The organism is Prevotella sp. SGI.167, from assembly GCF_050313615.1.
In the GTDB taxonomy this organism is placed as follows: domain Bacteria; phylum Bacteroidota; class Bacteroidia; order Bacteroidales; family Bacteroidaceae; genus Prevotella.
Window position 1 is genome coordinate 1 of sequence record NZ_JBNPLT010000041.1, and the last position, 23,211, is coordinate 23,211.

The 23,211-nt window shown below is 45.4% G+C and carries 19 protein-coding genes; all 19 read right to left on the minus strand.

Annotated features, from left to right (window positions below; translation table 11 throughout):
* Nucleotides 1-165: 165 nt before the first annotated feature.
* The gene (locus ACQRBJ_RS14245) at nucleotides 166-447 is read right to left on the minus strand and encodes a hypothetical protein (protein ID WP_445303998.1); all 282 of its coding nucleotides are present in this window, start codon (nucleotides 445-447) and stop codon (nucleotides 166-168) included.
* A gap of 134 nt (nucleotides 448-581) precedes the next feature.
* Nucleotides 582-2,342 (minus strand): AAA family ATPase, encoded by a 1,761-nt coding sequence (locus ACQRBJ_RS14250; RefSeq protein WP_445303999.1) that lies wholly within the window; start codon nucleotides 2,340-2,342, stop codon nucleotides 582-584.
* A 93-nt stretch (nucleotides 2,343-2,435) separates the two neighbouring features.
* Entirely contained in the window at nucleotides 2,436-3,074 is a 639-nt protein-coding gene (locus tag ACQRBJ_RS14255) for a hypothetical protein (protein ID WP_445304000.1), read from the minus strand.
* A gap of 377 nt (nucleotides 3,075-3,451) precedes the next feature.
* Entirely contained in the window at nucleotides 3,452-4,216 is a 765-nt protein-coding gene (locus tag ACQRBJ_RS14260; RefSeq protein ID WP_445304001.1) for a YaaA family protein, read from the minus strand.
* A gap of 208 nt (nucleotides 4,217-4,424) precedes the next feature.
* The gene (locus ACQRBJ_RS14265; protein WP_445304006.1) at nucleotides 4,425-5,066 is read right to left on the minus strand and encodes a glycoside hydrolase family 97 N-terminal domain-containing protein; all 642 of its coding nucleotides are present in this window, start codon (nucleotides 5,064-5,066) and stop codon (nucleotides 4,425-4,427) included.
* Nucleotides 5,067-5,300: 234 nt separating this feature from the next.
* On the minus strand, nucleotides 5,301-6,647 hold the full coding sequence (locus ACQRBJ_RS14270) for a glycoside hydrolase family 27 protein (RefSeq protein WP_294971021.1): 1,347 nt from the start codon (nucleotides 6,645-6,647) through the stop codon (nucleotides 5,301-5,303).
* A 12-nt stretch (nucleotides 6,648-6,659) separates the two neighbouring features.
* Nucleotides 6,660-8,420, minus strand: a complete 1,761-nt coding sequence (locus tag ACQRBJ_RS14275; RefSeq protein WP_445304002.1) for a RagB/SusD family nutrient uptake outer membrane protein — start codon at nucleotides 8,418-8,420, stop codon at nucleotides 6,660-6,662.
* 11 nt (nucleotides 8,421-8,431) lie between these two features.
* Nucleotides 8,432-11,725 (minus strand): TonB-dependent receptor, encoded by a 3,294-nt coding sequence (locus ACQRBJ_RS14280; protein WP_445304003.1) that lies wholly within the window; start codon nucleotides 11,723-11,725, stop codon nucleotides 8,432-8,434.
* Nucleotides 11,726-11,843: 118 nt separating this feature from the next.
* Nucleotides 11,844-12,869: a FecR family protein gene (locus tag ACQRBJ_RS14285; protein WP_441933216.1), complete on the minus strand. Its 1,026-nt coding sequence runs from the start codon at nucleotides 12,867-12,869 to the stop codon at nucleotides 11,844-11,846.
* Between the two features lie 66 nt (nucleotides 12,870-12,935).
* Entirely contained in the window at nucleotides 12,936-13,529 is a 594-nt protein-coding gene (locus ACQRBJ_RS14290; RefSeq protein WP_153098143.1) for an RNA polymerase sigma-70 factor, read from the minus strand.
* Nucleotides 13,530-14,013: 484 nt separating this feature from the next.
* Nucleotides 14,014-16,023: a glycoside hydrolase family 20 protein gene (locus ACQRBJ_RS14295; RefSeq protein ID WP_445304004.1), complete on the minus strand. Its 2,010-nt coding sequence runs from the start codon at nucleotides 16,021-16,023 to the stop codon at nucleotides 14,014-14,016.
* Nucleotides 16,024-16,103: 80 nt separating this feature from the next.
* A complete protein-coding gene (locus tag ACQRBJ_RS14300) occupies nucleotides 16,104-16,652 on the minus strand; it encodes a 2-oxoacid:acceptor oxidoreductase family protein (protein WP_441933210.1) in 549 nt (182 codons plus the stop codon).
* A gap of 5 nt (nucleotides 16,653-16,657) precedes the next feature.
* A complete protein-coding gene (locus ACQRBJ_RS14305) occupies nucleotides 16,658-17,422 on the minus strand; it encodes a thiamine pyrophosphate-dependent enzyme (RefSeq protein WP_270531659.1) in 765 nt (254 codons plus the stop codon).
* Between the two features lie 101 nt (nucleotides 17,423-17,523).
* Complete coding sequence (locus ACQRBJ_RS14310) at nucleotides 17,524-18,615, minus strand: 3-methyl-2-oxobutanoate dehydrogenase subunit VorB (RefSeq protein WP_441933206.1); 1,092 nt, start codon at nucleotides 18,613-18,615, stop codon at nucleotides 17,524-17,526.
* A gap of 3 nt (nucleotides 18,616-18,618) precedes the next feature.
* A complete protein-coding gene (locus tag ACQRBJ_RS14315; RefSeq protein ID WP_295347340.1) occupies nucleotides 18,619-18,849 on the minus strand; it encodes a 4Fe-4S binding protein in 231 nt (76 codons plus the stop codon).
* A gap of 68 nt (nucleotides 18,850-18,917) precedes the next feature.
* Complete coding sequence (locus ACQRBJ_RS14320) at nucleotides 18,918-19,097, minus strand: tetratricopeptide repeat protein (protein ID WP_153126294.1); 180 nt, start codon at nucleotides 19,095-19,097, stop codon at nucleotides 18,918-18,920.
* 197 nt (nucleotides 19,098-19,294) lie between these two features.
* Nucleotides 19,295-20,581, minus strand: a complete 1,287-nt coding sequence (locus ACQRBJ_RS14325; RefSeq protein WP_441933203.1) for an MATE family efflux transporter — start codon at nucleotides 20,579-20,581, stop codon at nucleotides 19,295-19,297.
* Between the two features lie 80 nt (nucleotides 20,582-20,661).
* Nucleotides 20,662-21,747: a tryptophan--tRNA ligase gene (gene trpS / locus ACQRBJ_RS14330; protein WP_287798637.1), complete on the minus strand. Its 1,086-nt coding sequence runs from the start codon at nucleotides 21,745-21,747 to the stop codon at nucleotides 20,662-20,664.
* A gap of 88 nt (nucleotides 21,748-21,835) precedes the next feature.
* Nucleotides 21,836-22,885 (minus strand): tyrosine-type recombinase/integrase, encoded by a 1,050-nt coding sequence (locus tag ACQRBJ_RS14335; protein ID WP_445304005.1) that lies wholly within the window; start codon nucleotides 22,883-22,885, stop codon nucleotides 21,836-21,838.
* Between the last annotated feature and the right edge of the window lie 326 nt (nucleotides 22,886-23,211).

Genomic DNA, 23,211 nt, shown 5'->3' on the forward strand with positions numbered 1-23,211 from the left:
AGAGACCTATTCTACGTATTAGACATTTTCACGTTTATCAAGCAAAAAACTGATAAACTCATCAGAGATATTAGAGATTTCTCCTTTATCATAGATTGTCAACAAATCAATGATAATGGAATCTCCTTCCTGGTAAAGATTATAAGTGAAATCTTAACCTTCATACTACGCCTCCTCTTCTCTAAGTCTTTTCAAAAATTCATCAGCATCCATCGGCTTAGTCCCATTCTTCTTATGAGCTTCCATTTCATCAAGAGCACGGTTGAGGCTTTCTGCCACATAGGCTTCCTGCTCTGCCTGGCTCATATATCTTTCCTGGTAACTATTTCCAGACTTGGAGATAGAACTGGCTAATTTTTCTGCATAGTCTTTGAGCTTGGCGACAAATTCGTCAAGCGTATATTGACCTGTAGAAGGTACTTGAAACTGAATATTAATCGTTTCCATCTTATTCCTTTCTTTTAAATTAATGCCACAAAATTAACGAAAAGAATTGGTAATGCCAAAGAAAAGGACGACTTTCTTCACTTTAAGACACAAAAACGCCATTCAGCATCAGATTTTAAATGATGCTAAACACATTATTCTATCTCCTCACACACCACCATATCCACGCTCCTGAATATCACAACTATCTTGTGAAGGCGGGTGGTCTTTACCTCTGTCTTCACCACATCACTATCTGCATAGCGATTAACCTGAGCGATGGCTGCCTCTCTCAGCTTCGCCACCTGCTCATCGGTGGCATCCGCCTTGCAGTATTTCAACTCCACAATATATGAATGCTCCATATCCGGATAATTCTCCAGGAGCGGACGCAGGAAGATGTCGGCATAACCTGCCTGGTTGTCCAGTTCTGAGATAGGACGATAGAACATATTCTGACAGGTCATCGCCAAGGTAAAGCCATGCACATACGACTCACCCTTCTGCCGGTCACGCTGCGAAGAATAGCGCTTGATGGCATCGGCTATAAAGCCGAAATAGGATTTATAATCACCATCATAAGCAAAGCCACTCTCCAAATCACTCTTCTGATAGGTATCGTAAGCCAGTTCGTTCTCCTTATAGGTGCTCAGCAAATAAGCATAGATCTGCTCTCTAACCACCTCGTTAGGAATCACAAACTTGGTCTTGCCACGATAGGTTCCATCAATGGTCAACATGCCAAAGTAAAAGAGCAAACTGACGAAATTGTCCGGATCGTTGATGCTCTCGGCAGGAAATCCCCTTTTCAAGTTTCCCGTAACAAATCCATCCGTAACCAGATGCTGGATGATGCTGGCATCATGGGCAAACTCCTTGTCGTGGCGGATGAGCATACGAAGCTTGTTATAATCAACACGGATGTTATCCTCTATCATATCACGAGGAATATCACAATTATTGTGAATATACTGGTCGATGAAATACAGCACCATCACAGAGTTATACATCGTTACCTGACCATATCTGTTGATAGCAAAGCAATAGTTATCATACCATGGCTTCATCACCTGGATAAGTTCATCCACGGAATGACGGAAAGGACAAACCGAAGAATAGTAGGTCAACATCTCCCGTACTTCTTCCTCCGTAAATCCCGTCATCTCGTTAAACTCGGCGCTCAAGGAATAGTTGGTGCCGATGTTGAAACCACTGGTCAAATCATCCATCGTCACAGGACTGACACCTGTTACGAAAACACGCTTCAGGGATGTACTTGTAGCCGCCTTTACCGCATCGAAGAAGAGACGCAGATAGCCTTCGCCATGCGTCTGCTTGCGATAACCGGTCATATATTGCGGCTCAGCAAGAATCTTATTGGTAAAATGATCGTACTCATCTATGAAGAGATAGATTTGCTGACCAACTTTCTTACACTCCTTACAGATATATTGCAATTGGTCGATACACCCCTCCTGCTTGTTCATTTCCTCCTTGATATTTTCAGGAAGATACTGCTGATAAACATCACAGAAAAAATTATAAGCCATGTTACACGTAGAATCCAATCCATCCTTATAATCGTCGATACCAGCTGATACTACCGAGAAATCCAGATTCAGCACCAAATAGGAATTACGCTCCGGGGTTGGATTCTTACCTATATAAAGGTCACCAAAGAGCTGTTCAAACTTATCCTTCTGGTTCACATCATAGTAATTCTGGAGCATAGAAAGGGTAAGGCTCTTGCCGAAGCGGCGAGGGCGAATATAAAAGAAAAACTTATTTGCTGCCTCCATTTCTTCTATGAACGGAGTCTTATCCACATAATAGCAATCATCCTTTCTAACATCCTCAAAATTCATCATGCCATAAGGGATGCGCTTGCGATATACGCGTTTCTTCTTCTGTTCCATATCTACTACTTTTTAGACTTTTTCTTTCTTTGTGCAAAACTACAATAATATTTCCTAACTACCAAAGAAAATGATGAGAAATCATACATTATCTTATTTTTTTCTCCTCACCCAAACCTTATGGCTGTGCCGACCCACAGAGCGGATAGAAACAGTCTCGTCATGGGCTATCTCCTTCAGCTCCAATGAGGCGGCTGTGCGGCTCAAGTTGTTGATGTAGGCATAGTCGGTAAGCCCGATGAAGCCTTTCTCATCGATGACATCCAGGGCTCGGGCGATACGCTCCTCTCGGGTATATTTCTTTTTCAATATCAGTTTTACGCCACCCATATCCCGCTCCAGATCACGGTCGGCTGCCAGCTTCACAGACTTGATGAAATCGGGAGATGCCTTGAAGTTCACATCTCTTACGCCTACCTTGCGATGGGTCATCTTGTCATCATCGCCCTGCATCTCCGTAGGCTTGTCATCCTCGAAGCCCAAGGATAGAGAGAAGGTACCGAGACCCTCCAGATTCACATTATAGCCCATGGAGAGCATCTCAACCAGCATATCTTCCACATCCATCAGCACTGCCTCCGTGGTGCTTGCCGAAATACCACGATGATAACCCTGCATCCTTTCGATGAATTCCTTGCGAGATAGAGTGCGGTTGACTACCATCTTGGGATAAACCTTACGCTTGCCGGTATGATGAACATCCGACATCTCCTGCAACTTGTACTTTACCATATCGATTCCTTTCCTTATTAAGTTCTACGTCATCATTTATAAAGAGAGACCGTAATCCAGGAAGAGATGGTTTGCATCCTTAAATGCATTCACCTATACTCTTAAGGATAATAGTCTTTATTATTAGAAGAAATCTATGTTCAGCAGTGTTGAATCTATGTTCAGCAGTGTTGAACTTAAGTTCAGCAGTGTTGAATATAAGTTCGGCACTGCTGAACATAACTTTCTCCACGGCAAAAATACAATTTTACCTAGAGATAAACAAGAATTTTTCAGGATTTAAACTAAATTAAACAAGGGAGCGGACGAAAGCATTGCCTAGTCCGCTCCCTTGTCTTCCAAGATATCATCTTTGATGTAGGAAAAGTAAAAAAGTACTATTTTGTTATATTACGAACGAAATGCGGAAAAGCCACTTCTCCTAATTCTGGTGTGTATTCAAAACCTTCGTAACTGAAGGCTGCCAATTCTTCTGGAGTAGCAAGTTGGTTGCTTAGAATGTATCTCACCATAGCTCCACGGCAGGATTTGGCCCACACAGCCTGCATTTTCAGCCTACCATCCTTCTGGCGAACATAAAAGAGGGGCTGGATGACTTTCACTTCCCTGCAAATTCTCTTCCAATCAAACAGATGTTCATATTCTGCCGTAGAGAGATGGATAAGTATGCCATCATCAGCTTTCACACTGTGGATAAGAACATCAGTCAGTTTATCTTTCCAAAATTGATTGACCGGCTTGTCGTTTGTAGCTTCAAGCGTCACGCAATGCTCCATACGATAAGGCACGATGCCATCCATCGGCCGAAGCAATCCATAGAGAAAGCAGGTAATCCAGAGATGTTTCTGGGCATACTGCAGGGATTCTTCTTCCAAAGTGTTGGCACGTAGATGCTTATACGCCTGTCCATTGTAGGAAAGTATGGCAGGCATCTTCTCTGCAGCCATAAAATTACGATAGCGTTTCCAGTTTTCCAAAGCTATCTTGTGGCTGCAATCAAGTTGCCTAGCCAATTCCTCTACGTCCAGCTTAGCCATTTCTTCAGCCAACATTTCTGCCACAGACTGGAAAAGTGGCTTTGAAACAGCTGCCCTATCTGCCTTATCAAACATGATTTTGGCATTTGCCAATAATATCTGCATAATACATTTATTTTAAAGGGTAACTCTTAATGATAGTTTTGCTGGCAAAGTTAATGAAAATATGACAAAACTCAAAGAAAAGTTCAATAAAAGTATAATATATTATAAATAAGAATGCCATATTGTACTTTATCTTGCATCGCTAGCTGAAATTTCTTCTGATGGGGGCTTCTCTCCCCCAAACCCCTCGGTGTTTTCTTGTATTAGATTATTTATTCTCATCTACCAGAAATTGCAGTTCTATGCTGAACTTGCGCAGTTTGGTGTCCAACATCTGATATCCTTCCTTGGCTTCCTTACTCCTGCCCAGATAGAATGCTGGATAATTGTCTAGATTGGCCTCTGTAATAGCCATCCAGTTATTCTCATCTACTTTTATCAAACCAGGTAATCCCGCATGAATATCTGTTTTAATGCTCTTTACAGGAGTTTTGACAAATATACCTTCCTGGGAGGACTTGTAGCTTTTGCCTTGGTTCTCATAGGCAAAACCAGGTATCCAGAGAATTGAAGACTCAGGCAGAGAATATCCTGTTAGTTCTTTCGTGATTTGCCGATTTCCCAATCTGGAGATACCATAAAGAGTATAGCGGAAAGCTACGCCATCATTCATTACACGGAATACAACATCCATGCGACGATATTGGTCACCATTTTCCTTCAGATTCAATGTGAGCTCTTGGCAAGGAACTTTGCATTCTGCATGCTTATTTCGTACAACAGGTATCCAGGACTCTATGCCACTCTTAACTTTAGCATCATTTTCTACGATAAAGTTGCCTTTCATTTCTTTTTCGTCTTTCAACTGAAATCCCATAGGAGATGGTGCGATAAGTGTTTTCCCATCCAGCTGTACCTAATAGGTTAACTGCTCTTGGTTTGAGATCATCAAGGCAATATGTCCATCAGGAGATTGCATAGAATACTTTTGTGCATACAATGGAGCTTCCATAAATATGGATACGAGAATTAAAATAAAGATTTTCTTCATATTCGTTAGAGTTTTTTCTACGAACATGCCTGAACAACAAGCTATTGTTCAGGCATGTATTATAATACTAAATTATTTTTTAAATTCTCAACCTTAATCAAGCTTGTATAATGTACATGCATGAGGATTGAGAGTTACACTAACTTTTCCCTTTACCTTTCCTACCTGCTTGTTAGACCATAGCAAGGTTGCACGCTTGGTATCCTTGATACCAATAGAGCTCATTGGAACCTGGATCTTTTGTGTCTTATTAGAAAGATTGAAGATAGCCAGATAGGTTGCACCACTGTTTTTGTCCTTAGAAGTAACGGCAAGCTTCTGCTCATCATTAAACAATTCCTTGACACTAGTACCATCTCTGTGCATCTTCAATACTCCCTTGTTGGTAAGCAATGACAATGTGAAAGGATCAATAGAAGGCAAGTCACCACCATACATCAAAGGGGAGCGGAAAATACTAAAGAATGTCATCAGTGAGTATTGCTCATCTTTGGTAAGACGAGTCATTCTGTCTTCTCCTCTTTCACCACGAATGGCAATATGACCGAGCGGAATCATGTCACAATCAGGCCAGGTTCCCTCACCGATATATGGATACCAATCATGGGCAACCTTTACAAGATGTGTAAAGTCCTTCCATACATCCCATACATCGTTTACCATTCTCCACATGTTGGCATGGCTGTCCACATGCTTGGCTGCTGCTACAGGAGTCTCACCTGGAGAGGTACTGAGCACGATAGGCCTGCCAGTTTTGTCGATAGCCTTTCTGATCATGTCGATTTCAGGCTGATGATAGTCTGGTGCAGACAGGTCGTCAATCTTGATGAAATCCACTCCCCACTCTGCATACATCTCAAATATGGAGTTGTAGTATTCCTGTGCTCCAGGCTTGGAAGCATCCACTGTATAATTGTCCTTCAACCACTTGCATCTACCTTCCTCACTGTAAATCTGGTCAGCAGTAATGCCGTTCGTTCCCTTAATCGGGAGATGACGCATCACAGCCACCTTAGGAATACCGCGCATGATATGGATACCGAACTTTAAGCCCTTGCCATGCACATAGTCTGCCAGTGCCTTGAATCCTTTTCCATTGGAAGAAGATGGGAAACGGTTCTCGGCAGGCTGATATCTACCATAATTATCAATGACATAAACTGGATTGCTCTCATTGTATCCTCCAGCCTTGTCGTTGGCAATAAACCAGCGGATATCCACCACGACATATTCCCATCCATGCTGCTTCAGGTTCTCAGCCATGAAATCGGCATTGGCCTTTGTCTCTTTCTCTGTAACTGTAGGTCCATAGCAATCCCAACTATTCCAACCCATAGGTGGGGTCTGTGCCCACTCGCGGAAGCTTTGCTTCTCCTGAGCACAGACGCTATTAACCAAAACCATGAACAAACTAACTAAAGTTATGACTGTTTTCTTCATACTGATACATATTTACTTGTTATATCCAGGATTCTGTACGAGATTTGGATTCTTATCCATCTCAGACTTCGAGATAGGCAACCAGTACATCTTGTCATCCCATTTACGGTCACCACCCACATCACTTCTCAACTTATCCACCTCATATGTCTTCTTTCCATCAGGATATTTCTTGATAGTGATGGCATGAACGGTAGAACCGAAGTATTTAGGAGCTTCCTTCCAGCGACGTACATCAAAGTAACGATGTTCCTCAAAAGCAAATTCAATGCGACGCTCGTTCTTGATAGCCTCCAGCAGATCAGCACCTGTAGCTGTGACAGCAGGCATTCCTGCACGCTGTCTTACTGGCTTCAATGCTTCTCTAGCACCTTCTTCGTCACCTGTGTGAAACAGCGCTTCAGCCTTATTGAGATATAACTCTGCCATACGGAGGTGGATCCAGTTGCGGGCACAGAAGTTCCATGAGTTCAAGGCATATCCCTCATCCATAAACTTCTTCATATTGTAGCCCGTTGGTGAAGCATTCCAACTGTCATTGCCAAACTTGGTGTCTTTTCCACCACCAGTGATATTGCCATTGCTGTCAACATCGAAGTAGGTTTCCACATTTCTGGTCATCCACTTGGCTCCATCATATAAGATAGTGGCATAGAATCTAGGATCACGGTTGGCATATGGATTTGCCTTTTCTTCCGGATTGTTCCAGTCGAACTTGCTGGCAACACCATCCTTTACCACTTCATAGGCATCCACCAGCTCCTGAAGAGGACAGTTGCCACCCCATCCACCATATCCGTTAGGATTGTTATACTGGTCACAGCTGGAAATACTCTCACCGCCAGCACTGTTGGTACCCATGCGGGCAAATAAGGTTTCCTTGTTTGCTGCGGTATTGTCCATGAATATCATCTGATAATTCTTAGAAGGATCACCATCCAGGTTGTAAAGCTCATATCCAGCGGTCTGTGCTGCATCCAGTGCTTCTGTTGCAGCCTTGGCAGCCTTTTGCCATCTGTCAGGTTCCGGGGTGGTATATCCCACCTCAGGAATCTTGACGTCCTCATTCATAAGAGGACTTGCTGCATAAAGCAGGATACGCGACTTGAGGGCCAAAGCGGCAACGCTGGTTGCTCGTCCATAGTCATCTCCACTCCAGTTAGCCGGCAATTCCTTGGCAGCCTGATCCAATTCGCCTACTAGAAAATCAATGCATTCCTTATAAGTGTTACGCTTCTGATCTACGATTTCATCTCGGTCATTGATGGAAAAGCTCTTGGTAATGATAGGCATGGCACCCCATCTGGCAATAAGATCCCAATACTCAAAGGCACGGATGAAACGTACCTGTCCCACCAACTTCGTTTTTTCAGCCTCGTCTGTGAAACCTACATTGTCCACACGCTCAAAGAAGATGTTGCAGTTGGAAATATTGGTCCACTTGGTACTCCAGGAACGATTGTCCCATCCCCACCAGGCACCGTTCATTCTACCTAGGTCAGTAGGACTCAAACGGGCAAAGTTATGGGTCTCGCAACCGCGCAACCAGGTAAGTTCCGTTTCATCCACAATAGAACTTTGCATGGATTCTGCACCATTAACTCCCACCTGATTGTATCTTGAATTGACGAATGCCTTCAAGAGAGCAGGATCCGACCAGAGGTCATTGTCAGAGATTTCTGTCAGAGGCTTTTTGTCCAAAATATCAGCACATGAAGCCAACATCGTGGTAGCCATCAATCCTATAGTAAGGTACTTAATATATAGTTTCATAATTCTTCTAATTAAAATGTGACGTTAATTCCGAAATTGTACACTTTTGACTGTGGAGTGTTCCATGCAGCCCATCCCTGACTGTTCTCCTGTGTCTCAGGGTCGATATTCTTGATACCAGTAAAGGTAAGAAGGTTATAACCCGTCAAGCAGAGGCGGACACCAGATATTGGAGTGCCCTTGAACCAGCTCTTAGGACAGTTGTATGCCAATTCAATGCTCTTCAAACGCAGATAGGATGCATTGTTGAGCCAGAATGAGTTACGGTAGTTACCACCACCGGTAACTGTTGCATCACGGTTATAGGTACGAGGATATTTGGCATTAGGATTGTCTTCCGTCCAGCGGTTGTCATAGAAATCCTTGGTAAAGTTACCGATGATACCAGCCTCCATGAAGGTATATTGCCATACATGGGCTGCACCCTGCCACAACATGTTCAAACTCCAGTTCCTGTAGGTGGTACCGATGTTGATGCCATACATGATTTCAGGTACAGCCGGCTTGTCCATTCTAACCTTGTCATCGCCGTCAATCTTCTTATCACCGTTCACATCTCTGAACTTGACATCACCTACACGTGCATCAGAAAGATGTGGATAGGAATCAAGATCATCCTGGGTACGGAAAATACCGATAGACTCATACATCAGATAGTTGCTGCCCTGTGTACCGATGGTCTTGCCTGTACGGCGCTGCCATTCCAAGGTTTCAGCAGGCTCGTCGATATAATCTATCGTACCATGGCTGTAACTGAAGTTACCACTCAGATGAAGTCCCCAGTCCTTGTTGAGCTGACGATTGTAACCAAGGGTAAGTTCTGTACCGATGCTCTTGCACTTACCGATGTTCTCATCAGGAAGCGAAAGACCGGCATACTCTGGAATCGCAGCATTGCGAGCTGTGAGGATATTGCTACGCTTGGTTACGAAGAAGTCACCCTCAAAGTTGAAGTAATCCAGGAATTTAGACTCGATACCAACGTTCCATGTATCAGCCACCTCCCATGTGATGTTAGGATTGGCGGTACGGTTGAGACGCAAACCTGTATTTGCTTTTCCACCATTGGCACCAAACACACCAGGATTGCTGAATGTATAGGCAGTTACATACTGGAATGCAGAAACCTTGTCATTACCCATCTGGCCCCATGAAGCACGCAATTTGAAGTAGTCCATCCACTTGACATGTTCTTTCCAGAACTTCTCCTCTGAAATGCGCCACCCCATGGATACACCAGGGAAGAATCCGAAGCGGTTACCCTTAGGGAAATTCTCGGAACCGTCATAACGCCAGTTGAACTGGAAGAGATACTTGCCTGCATAATCATAATCTACACGACCAAAGTAGTTGAGACGGGCGGTTTCGGATGCAGTACCGTCATTGGTTGCAGAATTGGAATCACCGGCAAAAAGCTCATCAATGGAAGTAGAAACAAAGTCCTGGCGACGACCAGAGAGATAGTCATAGCGGCTCTTGTATTGCTCCCACGCAACAAACGCACTCACATTGTGTACCAAATTGAATGTACGCTTGTAATTGATTCGGGCATTCATGGTGATACCCAAAGTCTGGTGCATGTTCTCCGACAAGACATTCTGCCCCTGCTGTACAGGAACATAGTCATTGTTCTCATACGAATAGAGATAGAACTTCTTCTGGAAATTCTTATAGAATACATCAGAACGGTCCACATAGAATCCTGCATCGGCAGAGAGACCCTTTGCCAACCAAGGCATCTCCAGATGCATGGTGAGGTCAGCATTCAGATAAGAACGACGGTCCCGCTGATACCCCATTGTATCATCCATACCGGTGGCAGGTGCGAAGTTATCCTGCTTGGAAGAAACTGTACCATAGCCAGTACCAGGATACCAGACATTCACCATCGGATTATATTTGATAAGATAGCGCCAGATATCTTCTGAACCGGTAACAGGAGAGTTGCGGTCTTCCTGACGGAAGGCTACATTCACGCTGAATTTCAAGAGATCCGAAGGAGTTATGTCAATATTTGATCTTAAGTTATACTGGTTATAGTTGCTGGCACTATTCTTGTAATAGTTATCCTGATACTGATAACCAAGAGAAACATAATACGATACGGTCTTGCCGCCGCCACTGGCAGAAACATTGTGCTGGGTTTGAACAGCAGGCTTGAGCATCAGGTCAAATGCATCAATATTAGGATAGTTCAAAGGATCACTTCCATCCTTGAACTTCTGAATTTCTTCTGCAGAATACTTACCTGGAGTGATTTCGTTCAGCAACTCTGCATACTGCCATGAGTTACACATCTCAGGTAATACAGTAGGAGAGCTGACACCTACATTACCTGTATATTGAACCTTGAAATCACCCTTTGAACCACGTTTGGTGGTTACCAAAATGACACCATTGGCAGCTCGGGAACCGTAGATGGCAGCCGATGCATCCTTCAAGATGGTGATACTCTCAATATCGTTAGGATCCAGACGTCCCAAAGAACCGGCACGGTCAGCCACGCCATCCACAACCAGCAAAGGAGATGCATTGCCGATGGTGCTTGCACCACGAATCAGAAGACCAGCGTCATCGTAACCAGGCTCACCACTACGGTTGTAAGAGATAAGACCTGGGAGACGGCCAGCCAATGTATTGGTAATGTTAGGAGTAGGAACAGCTGCCAGGTCATCACCCTTGGTAGATGCCATGGAACCTGTTACGGAAACTTTCTTCTGAGTACCATAGCCCACCACAACAATCTCCTCAAGAGACTTTTTGTCTTCCTTCATGATCACACTAAGTGATGATGAGTTGCCTGTTTTGATGAGCTTTGTGCTGTAACCTACATAAGAAACTTCCAGCTCATCACCAGGAGATACCTCAAGCGAGAAATTACCATCAAGATCAGAAATGGTTCCATTGCTCTCATGTCCCTTTACTCTAACGGTAGCACCGATGATAGGTTCACCGTTTCCGTCCTTGATGACACCTTTTACACGTCGCTGGTTTCCCACCTGCTGAGTACCTTCGTGCTTGACAGAAGCCTTTGAAATAATGACATTTTTTCCTTTCATGGTATAGGTTACCCCCTGACCTTTAAGGACTTGTCCAATAGCTTCTGCGCAATTGGATGCATTGACAGAAACACGTTTGCTGGTGTTTAGGTCTTTTGCTTCATAAACAAAAGAATAGCCGCAAGTCTGCTGCAACTTGTTAAGTGCCTGCTTTACCGTGACATTCTGCAAATTCACGCTCTGAGCCGAAATGCTCATGTTCAAGCACAAGGCAGCAGCAGTTAGAAAGATTTGTTTTTTATCCATAACAAATTTCGTTTAAGTTGTTAATGTTGTTGCTAAATTTGGCTTATAGACGATGTATTTTGCAAAAGGGGTAGTGAAAAGCATATTTTTTCTAAAAAAACTTTTTTTCCTCAATTTCCTACTGAATAATGATAGTCTTACCACTTATTTTATAGGTGAACTTTCCTGTTGCAGCAAGCGCCTCCATGATATCATACACATTTTGACTGTTTCTGTAAAAAACACCATAAAAATGGAGTGAGTTCTGCTTAGATGGAGATATCTTGAATTTGATAGAATAGCATCTTTCCAATACAGCTGCTATGTCCTTGAGAGACTCGCCATTAAAGGCAATGACACCTTTGGTCCACTGACCTTTGTTAACCAGAGTTTTTGTATCCTGCAATGTCATGGTACCGGTTTTCTTGTCAAGCACCACATGCTGGTTCGGAAGCAAGGTGATTTCCTGCTTCGATGCAACGCTTGTCATGTTCACCTTGCCTTCATCAAGAGCTACAAGAGCCTGCTCCTCCTGTGGGTAATCACAGAAGTTGAACTTTGTACCCAACACCTTGACGATGATGTTGGCAGAGTTGACGATAAATGGCTTGGTACTATCCTTCTTGACCTCAAAATATCCTTCACCTTCTATATTGACGATACGGCTATCCACTCCATATCCTTGCGAATATGAAATACTGGAACCTCCATTAAGCTTCACAATGGAGCCGTCCGGCAAGTTAACACTGGTACTGGAGCCATTAGGAGTGGCAACAACGATATCAGCAAAGGTGCTCTGCAGATTCTTCTGTCCTTGCTGATAAGACAGATAGGTGGCACCAAACAATATAAGGAGAGAGGCTGCTATACCGCCAATCCACCTATATATATGGTAGAAACGAGGATTCTCTTCCTTCTGATCCTCATCTGTTTCATCTGAGCCTTCTGAAATCTTATGCAAGAAACGCTGGTAGGCAGCCTTGTAGTCGTAGCTGTCCAGCTCATCATGGGTAGTACTGGCTGCCCAGATTTCCTTCAGTTCATCAAATGTTTTTTTAGCTTCCTTAGACTGACGGATTTCGTCTTCAAGAAGAAGGATTCCTTCTGAATCGAGATCACCGGTAAAATATCTTATAGCTAATTCTTCAAATTGTATTTTGTTCATATTCTTGATACGTTTTACTTATTGACGATGTTGTGGTAAAGAAGTGTTGTGAAAAATATATCTTTTTCAGTTCATTAACAAAAATAAGGATAAAGCTATAAGATAGTGCTCCAGTTTCTCTCGCAATATCTTGAGTGCATTCTTGAGATGATACTTTACTGTATTGACAGAAATGCCTAATTCTTCTGCAATTTCCTTGTTTTTCTTGTTTTCCATCCTGCTTTTTAGGAACACCTGCCTGCATTCGGCGGGAAGTGCTTCAATAGCCTGGATTACTTTTTCCTCTAGCTCTTTGGAGAGAAGAGTTCCATAAGGAGAATCACCGGCAGTTTGGCTATCCATATAATAGCCAGCTTTATCCGACAAGCTAGATATGGGCTTTTCATTTTGGTTTCTCTTAAGCTTGAGCGTGTCAAGACACTTATTCCTTACAGCCATTACTAAATAGCTTCTGATGGATTTGGTGATATTCAAACTTTCACGATTTTCCCATAAGTGGTAGATAACATCTTCCACAACAGATTCTGCAGAAAATCTATCATGTAGATAGAAATTGGCAAAATGACACAATATGGCATAATGGTTCCTGTAAAGAATGCCATATGCTTTCTCATCACCGGCTTTCAGCAGTTCGTAGAGAATTTGTTCATCAGAGTTCATATTTTAATTTTATATTTTGCACACCCAAATTCCGCAACACTCATTTATTCCATAAGCACCCAAGCTACAAAAATGACTCAGGATTTTTCCATCCAAGAACTTTCACTCACCTAAGTGCTGCAGTTAGAAAACAAGCTAAATTCTGAATGTCAGACGCAAAAGTACGAATAAAATTCGAATAAAATATCTATTTTGGAGAAATATTTCCGATTCTGACCGTTTTAAATCTGTTTTTTCTTAAAAGACATACTCTTCACATCCACAAAAAGAGAGAAACCAAGGAGCATAAGCTACTCGATTTCTCTCTGGAGATTCTATTTTGCAGTTGTGATTTAAAGAGGCAACATTCGTAGACGTTGTCCTACAACTCCTTGAGCAAGGCATCCATCTGACGGGTACTGTAGAGCAGTTCTTCCTCCCAGGCTCCCTGACCTACACACATGATGACTTTCCCTTCGACCGGTGACCGTTGGTTCAGGGCGTATTATTTCACGATTATCTCATCAACAAACAGCCAGCCGCCGAAGCTGCTTGGCTTCGCCTGAACACGGATGTAGCGGGCTGTCTTGCTGCCCTTCCAGGTTAGCGTCTTGAAATTCAGAATCGGCTCCTTGCTCGACTCATACTTCTTGTCAAATACCTGGGTGAAGTTCTTACCATCCTCACTTACAGATACGGTATATTGAGAAGGATAGAAAATCTCAGGACCGCTGCTCTGCATGAAATCGGTGCCTACTCTGCTGATTTTGGTAGATTTGCCGAGGTCGATGGTCACATCGAAGCAATCCTTGCCGATAAAGCCCTGCCAGCGTCCGTCGCCATGAGCCCAACCACCCATGTTGCCATCTACCAGCGTCTTTTCGCCAGCCGCAGGATAGTAGCGGTTGTAAGCATGGTTATAGGTAACCTTGGCACCCACTGCCTTATGCTGCACCGGCTTCATCTTCTCCTTGCGCTCACCAATCTCCTTCTTCAGCTCGAATGGGTTCACGCCTTCAGCCTTCAGATGTTCCACCTGCGCCAGTGCACGGGTCTTGAACTCAGGATAGTTCTTGGTCTTGGTTCCGTTCCAGCCAATCTCAGCCAGAGCCAAGGCACGAGGATAAAGCATATACTCGGCATACTCTGGAGTAGGAATATGCTCGGTCCAGAGATTCGCCTGCACACCCGTAATCATATTGCGTTCAGCCTCAGGAAGATCGCTTCCCGGCACGTAGCTATACACCTTCTCGGTAGGAATGAAACCGCCATTTGCCACTGGCTGGGTGCCCGGCGCATCCTGATACATATCAAAATAGCAGTAAGCTCCCGGCGACATCACCACATCATAGCCATGCTTGATAGCCTCGTGTGCCAGTTCGGTGCCACGCCAAACCATCACGGTAGTATTCTTGGAGAGATTTCCGGCAATCACCTCATCCCAACCCACGAGCTGTCTGCCATGCTCGTTCAGGAACTTGCCCATGTGGGAAATGAGATGAGCCTGCAATCCATCCACGTTGTCGATGCCCAGCTCCTTCATCTTCTTCTGACAGAGGGCACAACTGCCCCATGACTTCTTCGCAGCCTCATCGCCACCCACATGGATGTAATGAGATGGGAAGATATCCATCACCTCCTTCAAGACATTCTCCAGAAAATCGTAGGTTCCGATATTGCCCGGACAGAAATCTGCCTGCTTGTAAGGCTCATGGGTACAGGATAACTCAGGATAGGCAGTAAGCACTTCCTCAGAATGACCCGGCATCTCGATTTCCGGAACAATGGTGATGCCACGCTCGGCAGCATATTTCACCAGGTCGCGGAGTTCATCCTGGGTATAGTAACCACCCTCGGCACCCTCGCAGCCCTGCTCCAGATACTTGTTGCCATTGGCATTCCAGTCTTTCCATAACTTACCCGAACGCCAGGCTGCAAAGTTGTTGAGTCGAGGATAGCGCTTGATTTCAATGCGCCATCCGGCAGCATCGGTCAGGTGGATATGGAGACGGTTGAACTTGTATTCCGACATCACATCAATCTGCTTCTTGAGGAAGGAAATAGGGAAGAAATGACGGGAAACATCAAGCATCAATCCTCGCCACTTATAGGCAGGGGCATCCACGATGTCGCAGCATGCAATGCCCTTCTTGGTGGTAAGCTGCTCCATGGTCTGCCAGGCACGTAGGAAACCCTCGCTGCTGGCGGCACTGATTTCAATGGCATCAGGTGCCACATGAAGCTTGTATGCTTCCGGCGAAGAGGCGTTGGCAAGCTTGGTGAACTTCACCACCCGCTTGGCAGCATCGTTCACCTTGGCATTCCATGCCTTGGTATAGATGTTCTCGGCATCAGCGCCTACTTGGTTTTCTACTTTCACACCGTCGCTGGTGTTGAATACGCCCTTGCCCATCGTAACCTGCTGCGGTTTCGGCAACAGATTCTGAGCCTGAATCGGAGATGAAAGCAATAATGCCCCGAAAAGGGATAATAGATAGTTGGATTTTTTAGTCATACGGCTTATCTATAAATGATTAATATCAGTCCGCTAAGCTATCGACCTATTGTCTCTAACTTAGCGTACTATTTTGAAACTTATCGTTCTACTTTCTCGATGATTTTCATACCCTCTTCCACAGCCTTCATATTCAGTGGAATCAGGTTGTGATAGCGCTCTGGCAACGACTTGTAGAGTGCCTTGTTCAAACCGTCGGTGCTCACCACTGGGCAAACCTTCAGCAGTCCGCCCAATACAATCATATTGAACACCTTTGAATTCTTCATCTCGGCAGCCTTGTCCATCGCATCAATGCGATAGATGGTGATGTCCTTGCGCTGTGGAGGATTCATCACGCCATAACCATCGTAAATCAGGATGCCGCCGGGCTTGATCTTTGGCTCAAACTTATCGAGCGATGGCTGGTTGAGCACGATGGCTACATCATAATGGCTCAGGATAGGCGAAGAGATGCGGCTGTCGCTCACAATGACCGTCACGTTGGCTGTACCGCCACGCTGCTCTGGTCCGTAAGCCGGCATCCAGGTCACCTCCTTGTCTTCCATCAGTCCTGAGTAGGCCAGGATCTTTCCCATCGAAAGGACACCCTGACCACCAAAACCGGATATAATGATTTCTGTCTTCATTGTTCTTACAAATTTGTTGTATCCTTCAGGTCACCCTTAGGATACTGCTTAAACATATTCTCCTCCATCCACTTGTTTGCCTCAACAGGTGAGAGCTTCCAACCGCTGTTGCAGGTAGAAACGATTTCTACCAGGCTGGAGCCCTTGCCCTGCATACTTGCCTCGAACGCCTTGCGGATGGCCTTCTTCGCCTTGCGGATGCTTGCCACGGTCTCCACACTCTGGCGGGTTACGTAGCAGGTGCCCTGCAGATGGCTGGCCAGTTCGGTGATGTTCAGAGGATAACCATGAAGGTCTGCCTCTCGTCCGTAAGGACAGGTAGCGGTTTTCTGACCCAGCAAGGTGGTTGGAGCCATCTGTCCACCGGTCATACCATAGATGGCATTGTTGATGAAGATGATGGCGATGTGCTCACCACGGTTCAGGGCGTGGATGGTCTCGCAGGTACCGATGCACGCCAGGTCGCCATCACCCTGATAGGTGAAGACGAGACGGTCTGGCCACAGACGCTTGATACCCGTAGCCACAGCAGGAGCACGACCATGCGCTGCTTCCTGCCAGTCGATATCCAAATAGCGATAAGCGAATACGGCACAGCCCACCGGACAAACACCCACCGTCTTATCCTCCATGCCCATCTCCTCGATGACCTCGGCAACGAGCTTATGAACTACGCCATGCGAACAGCCCGGACAGTAATGCATCGGGGTATCGTTCATCAGCGTAGGCTTCTTATATACCAGATTCTCTGGTGAAATTATATCATTCATTTTATTTAATGTTTAATTTATAATTTATAATGTATAATTAGGCATACGCCTTTGCCCGAAGGCTTATCATTCATTATTATTTGTACATTATTAATTGTACATTATTCATTATAAATTATTAATTGTTTCAGCGCTTCAACGATTTCCTCTGGCTCTGGTACGATACCGCCCAGACGGCCAAAGTGCTCAACAGGAGTCTGTCCATTCACAGCCAGGCGCACATCCTGAACCATCTGCCCTGCATTGACCTCGGCAACCAGGATTCCCTTCTTGGTCTTGGCGAGTTCATGAATCTCCTTCTCAGGGAAAGGCCAGAGGGTGATAGGACGGAACAGTCCCACCTTGATGCCCTGCTCTCGTGCACTCTCGATACTCTTCTCGGCGATACGTGCCGCACTTCCGAAGGCTACGATCACATAGTCGGCATCCTCCATCTGCTCGGTTTCATATCGAACCTCCGTTTCACGAATCTTCCTGTATTTCTCCTGAAGGGCGATATTGCGCTGCTCCATCACCTCTGGCTTGAGTTCCAGAGAGGTCATGATGTTGACAGGGCGACTCTTAGGACGGCCGATGGTAGCCCAAGGACATTCCTTTGCAATCTCCTCCTCGGTACGGCGAGGTTTCATAGGTGGCAGCACCACCTTCTCCATCATCTGTCCGATGACGCCATCGCTCAGGATCATCGCCGGGTTACGGTACTTGAAGGCAAGGTTGAAGGCAAGATCCACGAAGTCTGCCATCTCCTGAACCGAAGCCGGAGCCAGAACGATGACGTTGTAGTCACCGTTACCACCGCCGCGGGTTGCCTGGAAATAATCACTCTGCGAAGGCTGGATGGTACCCAGTCCCGGACCGCCACGCTGCACGTTGACGATGACGCCCGGAATCTCAGCGCCTGCCATGTAAGAGATACCCTCCTGCATCAAAGCCACACCCGGACTTGACGAAGTGGTAATCACACGCTTGCCTGCGCCGGCTCCACCATAAACCATGTTGATAGCTGCTACTTCACTCTCAGCCTGCAGAACCACCATACCTGATGTCTCCCAAGGCTTGAGCAGAGCCAGCGTCTCTATAATCTCACTCTGAGGTGTGATAGGATAGCCGAAGAAGCCATCCGCACCACATCTGATACAGGCATGGGCTATCGCCTCATTGCCTTTCATTAATGTTACTTCTTGATTTGCCATTGTTTAGTCCTCCTTCTTTCGATAAACTGTGATGCAACCGTCTGGGCAGACGATGGCGCACGAGGTACAGCCAACGCATGCTTCAGGCACAGCCGCCTCTACATAGCGATAACCATGCACATTGACCTTCTTCTCAGCCAATGCGATGACATGATGAGGACAAGCCTCCACGCAGAGCAAGCATCCCTTGCAACGCCCGGTGTCGACTACAATAGCCCCTTTAATCTTACTCATATTCTAATCTTTTTCTAATTATCTTTACTCAAAGAGTAATCAAACTGCCGCTGTCCACATGCCAGTTGTTATGGATTGTAGTAGTCTTTGCAATAGAAGTTCATGATATCATCCAGCATCTCCTTTGCCGCTACAGCCGGACTCTCCGGGTCCAGCGCTATCGCCTCCATATAGGAGTCAAGAGCACGCTTAAAGTCGCCTTTCTTCCGCCAGGCGTTACCTTGCTGATAATATTCTTCTGCTGTCATTTTACTCTGTACTATTTTTAATTTTGCTCTGCGAAAGTACGAAAATTATGCTAAGAAAAAGAATAAAAGCCTAAGTTTTAAACTATATTAATGTAGTTTTTCTAAAAAATGCGCACACTATATTTCAAGTGTGCAATTTTTCAAGAACGATGTGTGTTATTTCTAATATTATATCCTATTAAAACACAATTCGCCATTTACCGCAGTTTCTTATGGTAAATGACGAATAATACGATACCCCGCAAAACGAGGTAGAGAATAAAGGCTAGCCACAGGGCATGATTGCCCAGCACAGGATGCAGACCGAAGTACATTCCGAAGAACGAAGCTGAGGCAATGGCAGTAGAACAGAGCATAGACTTCGACTGGGTGATGCCGATGAAGATGCCGTCAAAGACAAACGCCGACATGCCTGCCAAAGGAATGAGTACTGCCCACCCCAGATATTCGCCCGATGCTGCAACTACCCGCTCATCGCTGGTAAGCAAAGCCAGGAAGTTCTCGCCACCTATTATATATAATAAGGTGAAAAGGATGGCGACAACCACGCCGAACCCCATCGTCCGCCTGACCACCTCCCGGAATGCCACCTTGTTGCCGGCTCCGTAATACTTGCCGCTCAAGGCCTCTGCCGCATAAGCAAAGCCATCCATGAAATAGGAGAAGATGGTGAAGAGCGTCATCAGCAGCGTGTTGACAGCCAGCACCAGTGTACTCTCCCTCGAACCTGCTGCCGTAAAGAAGAGGTTCACCGCCACCAGACATACGGTGCGGAGGAAGATGTCTCTGTTTAAAGAGAAGAATCGCTTCAGCGGTTCAGAGTCGAAGAGATGCTGGCGATAATCATACTTGCCCAACCGGCGATAGTAAAGCCGATAGAGCACGCATGCCATCAGAAATCCCCACCATTGGGCGATGACCGTTCCGAGTGCCACGCCCTCTACCGTCATCCTGCAAACAAAGACGAGCACCAGGGAGGCAACGATGTTCACCACATTCTGCGTCAAAGACACCACCATCGGAATACGGGTATTCTGCATACCGATAAACCAGCCGGTGAATCCATAGAGTCCGAGTACAGCCGGTGCTCCCCAGATGCAGACATAGCAGTATCTGCGGGCCAGCTCCACCACATCCGCTTCCGGCGACATCGCCCACAGTCCGCATCCGATGAGCCATCTCTGAAGGATAAAGAACAGGAATCCTATCCCTACGCCAATGCCCAGGGAACGAATCAGGAGTCTCATCACCTCAGGCAAGTCTCTCCTGCCCAAAGCCTGCGAAGTCATTCCGCTGGTTCCCATCCGCAGGAATCCGAAGAGCCAGTAGATGACATTGAAGAGCATCGAGCCCACGGCAATGGCTCCTATATAAGCCGCATCGCCGATATGCCCCACGATGGCGACATCCACCAAACCCAAAAGCGGTACCGTGATATTGGATATTATCGACGGTACCGCTAATTGTAATATTCGCGAATTCATAATTAAGAATTAATAATTAAGAATGTACATTCTGAAAATGGCGAAAGCCTAATTATTAATTATAACTTATTAATTATAAATTAAATCTTAAATTTCGCCGCCTGTTCCTCAATATAGGCAGCATCGCTGAAGTAGTCGATGCGCATAGCCTTGCGAACCTCGTCCATGGTCTGGGCTGCAAACTCGCGGGCATCCTCACTACCCTTCTTCAGGATGTTGAATACCTCTGGGATATCCTGCTCAAACTCATGACGGCGGGCACGGATTGGATCGAGCATCTTGTTGATCACGCTGTTCAGGAACTTCTTGCAGGTACCGTCACCGATACCACCCTTCACATACTGCTCCTTCAATTCATCCAAAGTCTTGAACTCTGGCCAGAACTCAGCAAAATCCTCAGGAGTAGAGAATGCCTCCAGATAAGTGAACACGGCATTTCCCTCCAGATGTCCAGGCTCTTCCATGCTCATGCGTGGCTCACCGTTAGACATCTTCTTCACCTTCTTCCAGACGGTCTTCTCGTCATCGCTCATGTAGATGCAGTTGCCGAGACTCTTGCTCATCTTCTCCTTACCGTCAGTTCCAGGAAGACGACGGCAGCAGGCAATCTCTGGAAGCAGGATTTCCGGCTCTACCAATACAGGTGCATAAGTCTGGTTGAAGCGGCGAACCAACTCACGGGTCACCTCCAGCATAGGCTCCTGATCCTCACCGGCAGGTACTGTTGTAGCCTTGAAAGCGGTAATGTCGGCAGCCTGGCTCACAGGATAGCAGAAGAAACCGAGCGGAATGTTTGCCTCAAAGTTACGCATCTTAATCTCAGTCTTCACGGTTGGGTTACGCTGAACACGAGATACTGAGATAAGGTTCATCAAATAGGTAGTCAACTCTGCCAACTCCGGTATCATACTCTGGATATAGAGAGTACACTTCTGTGGGTCGAGACCCGCAGAAAGATAGTCGAGTGCCACCTCTGTGATGTTCTGGCGAATCTTCTCAGGATTGTCAGCGTTGTCTGTCAAAGCCTGAACGTCTGCCATGAATACGAACATTCTGTCAAAGTCACCAGCATTCTGAAGCTGTACTCGGCGCTGCAGAGAGCCGATGTAGTGACCCAGGTGAAGTTTGCCTGTAGGACGGTCGCCCGTCAATATAATCTTTCCCATTTTCTTGCAATTTATTATTAATTTTGTGCAAAGGTACAACAAAATATCGAGAAAATACCAAAAATACTGAAAAATTAAGCCATATCCCCTATTTGGTGATGGCATCAATCAGGATATCATTGGTCTGGTCTATCTGGTCTGCGTTAATACTCTTGAGATAAATTTGTGTTGTTTTTTCCGAATTATGTCCCATACTGTCACTGATTACGCTCACGGGAACATTCTTCTCCTTGGCGTTGGTAGCCCACGAATGCCGGGCAACATACATCGTCAGTGTGATGTCGATATCTATCAGTTTGGATAGCTTTTTCAGGGTCTTGTTAATCAGACATTGCCGGTAATGCCTCTGCTGCCGGAGACTTTTCTCTGCATGGTTGTCCAGGATGCCCAGCAGATGTTTCCCGTCGAGCGAAGGATAACGGTCCACAATGTCCTGCATGCTCTGCCGCCAGGCTATCCTCAGTTCCTGCCCCGTCTTCCTTCGTTTATAGATAAGGTATCCGTTGCGGATATTCGACTTCTCCAGACAGGCGATATCCACGAACGACATGCCCCTTGTATAGTAGCTGAACAGGAATAAGTCTCTGGCAAACTGCTGGTTATAAGTTTCCAGTTTCAGTTGTGTCAGCTGCCGGATAGCTTTCTGCGAGATGGCTCGCTTACTCGTCTTCGTGGTTCGGGTAAAGGCACCGGCAAAGGGTTTGCGGTCGGGAATCTCCAGTTCCTTCACGGCACTGTTGTAGATGGCGCGGAGCCGTCGCATATAGAAGGAGATGGTATTCAGCGTCAGTCCCTGATGCTTCAGATAGCTCTCGTAGGCACCCACCACCAGTTCGTCGAGTTCGCACAGCAGGATATCCTTCTGTTTTCTGAACTTCATAAAGCTCTTCATTGTACACTGGTTGATATCAGCCGTACGATATTGGTAGTTATCCTTCAGTCTCTGTCTGATTTTTTCAGCATAGTCACCCAGTTTTACTCCCCTATTCGGGTTCGATTTTTCCATCTTTTCCATTTCATCCTGTGTTTTTGTTATCACAGAATATCCGTGTTGTCCAGCCTTACTATTAAACCTGATGATAATCTCATCATCTTTTTTCATCTCAAAATCGTCTGGTAATTCTATTCTAAGTGTCATATTTTTGCGTTATTTTTGAATGAAGAACAAAATTACGCCAAAAATGCGAGAAATGAGAAAGTTTAGGAGTAAATAATGCAAAAATAAGAGGAAAAAGCATAAAAAAGTCCCCCCAGCAGAGTTGTCTCCCGCCGATCTCACAGATTCCCACGGATTTTTTACCTTTAAAAGTCACGCAGATTTTTTACTTTTGTACCTTTAAAAGTCCCACAGATCTCACAGATTCCCACAGATTTTTTACCTTTTTACTCTTTTACCTTTTTACCTTTAAATAGTTCTTTTACCTTTAAAAGTCCTTGTCCCCAGGCGGTCCCATCCCGCAAAAC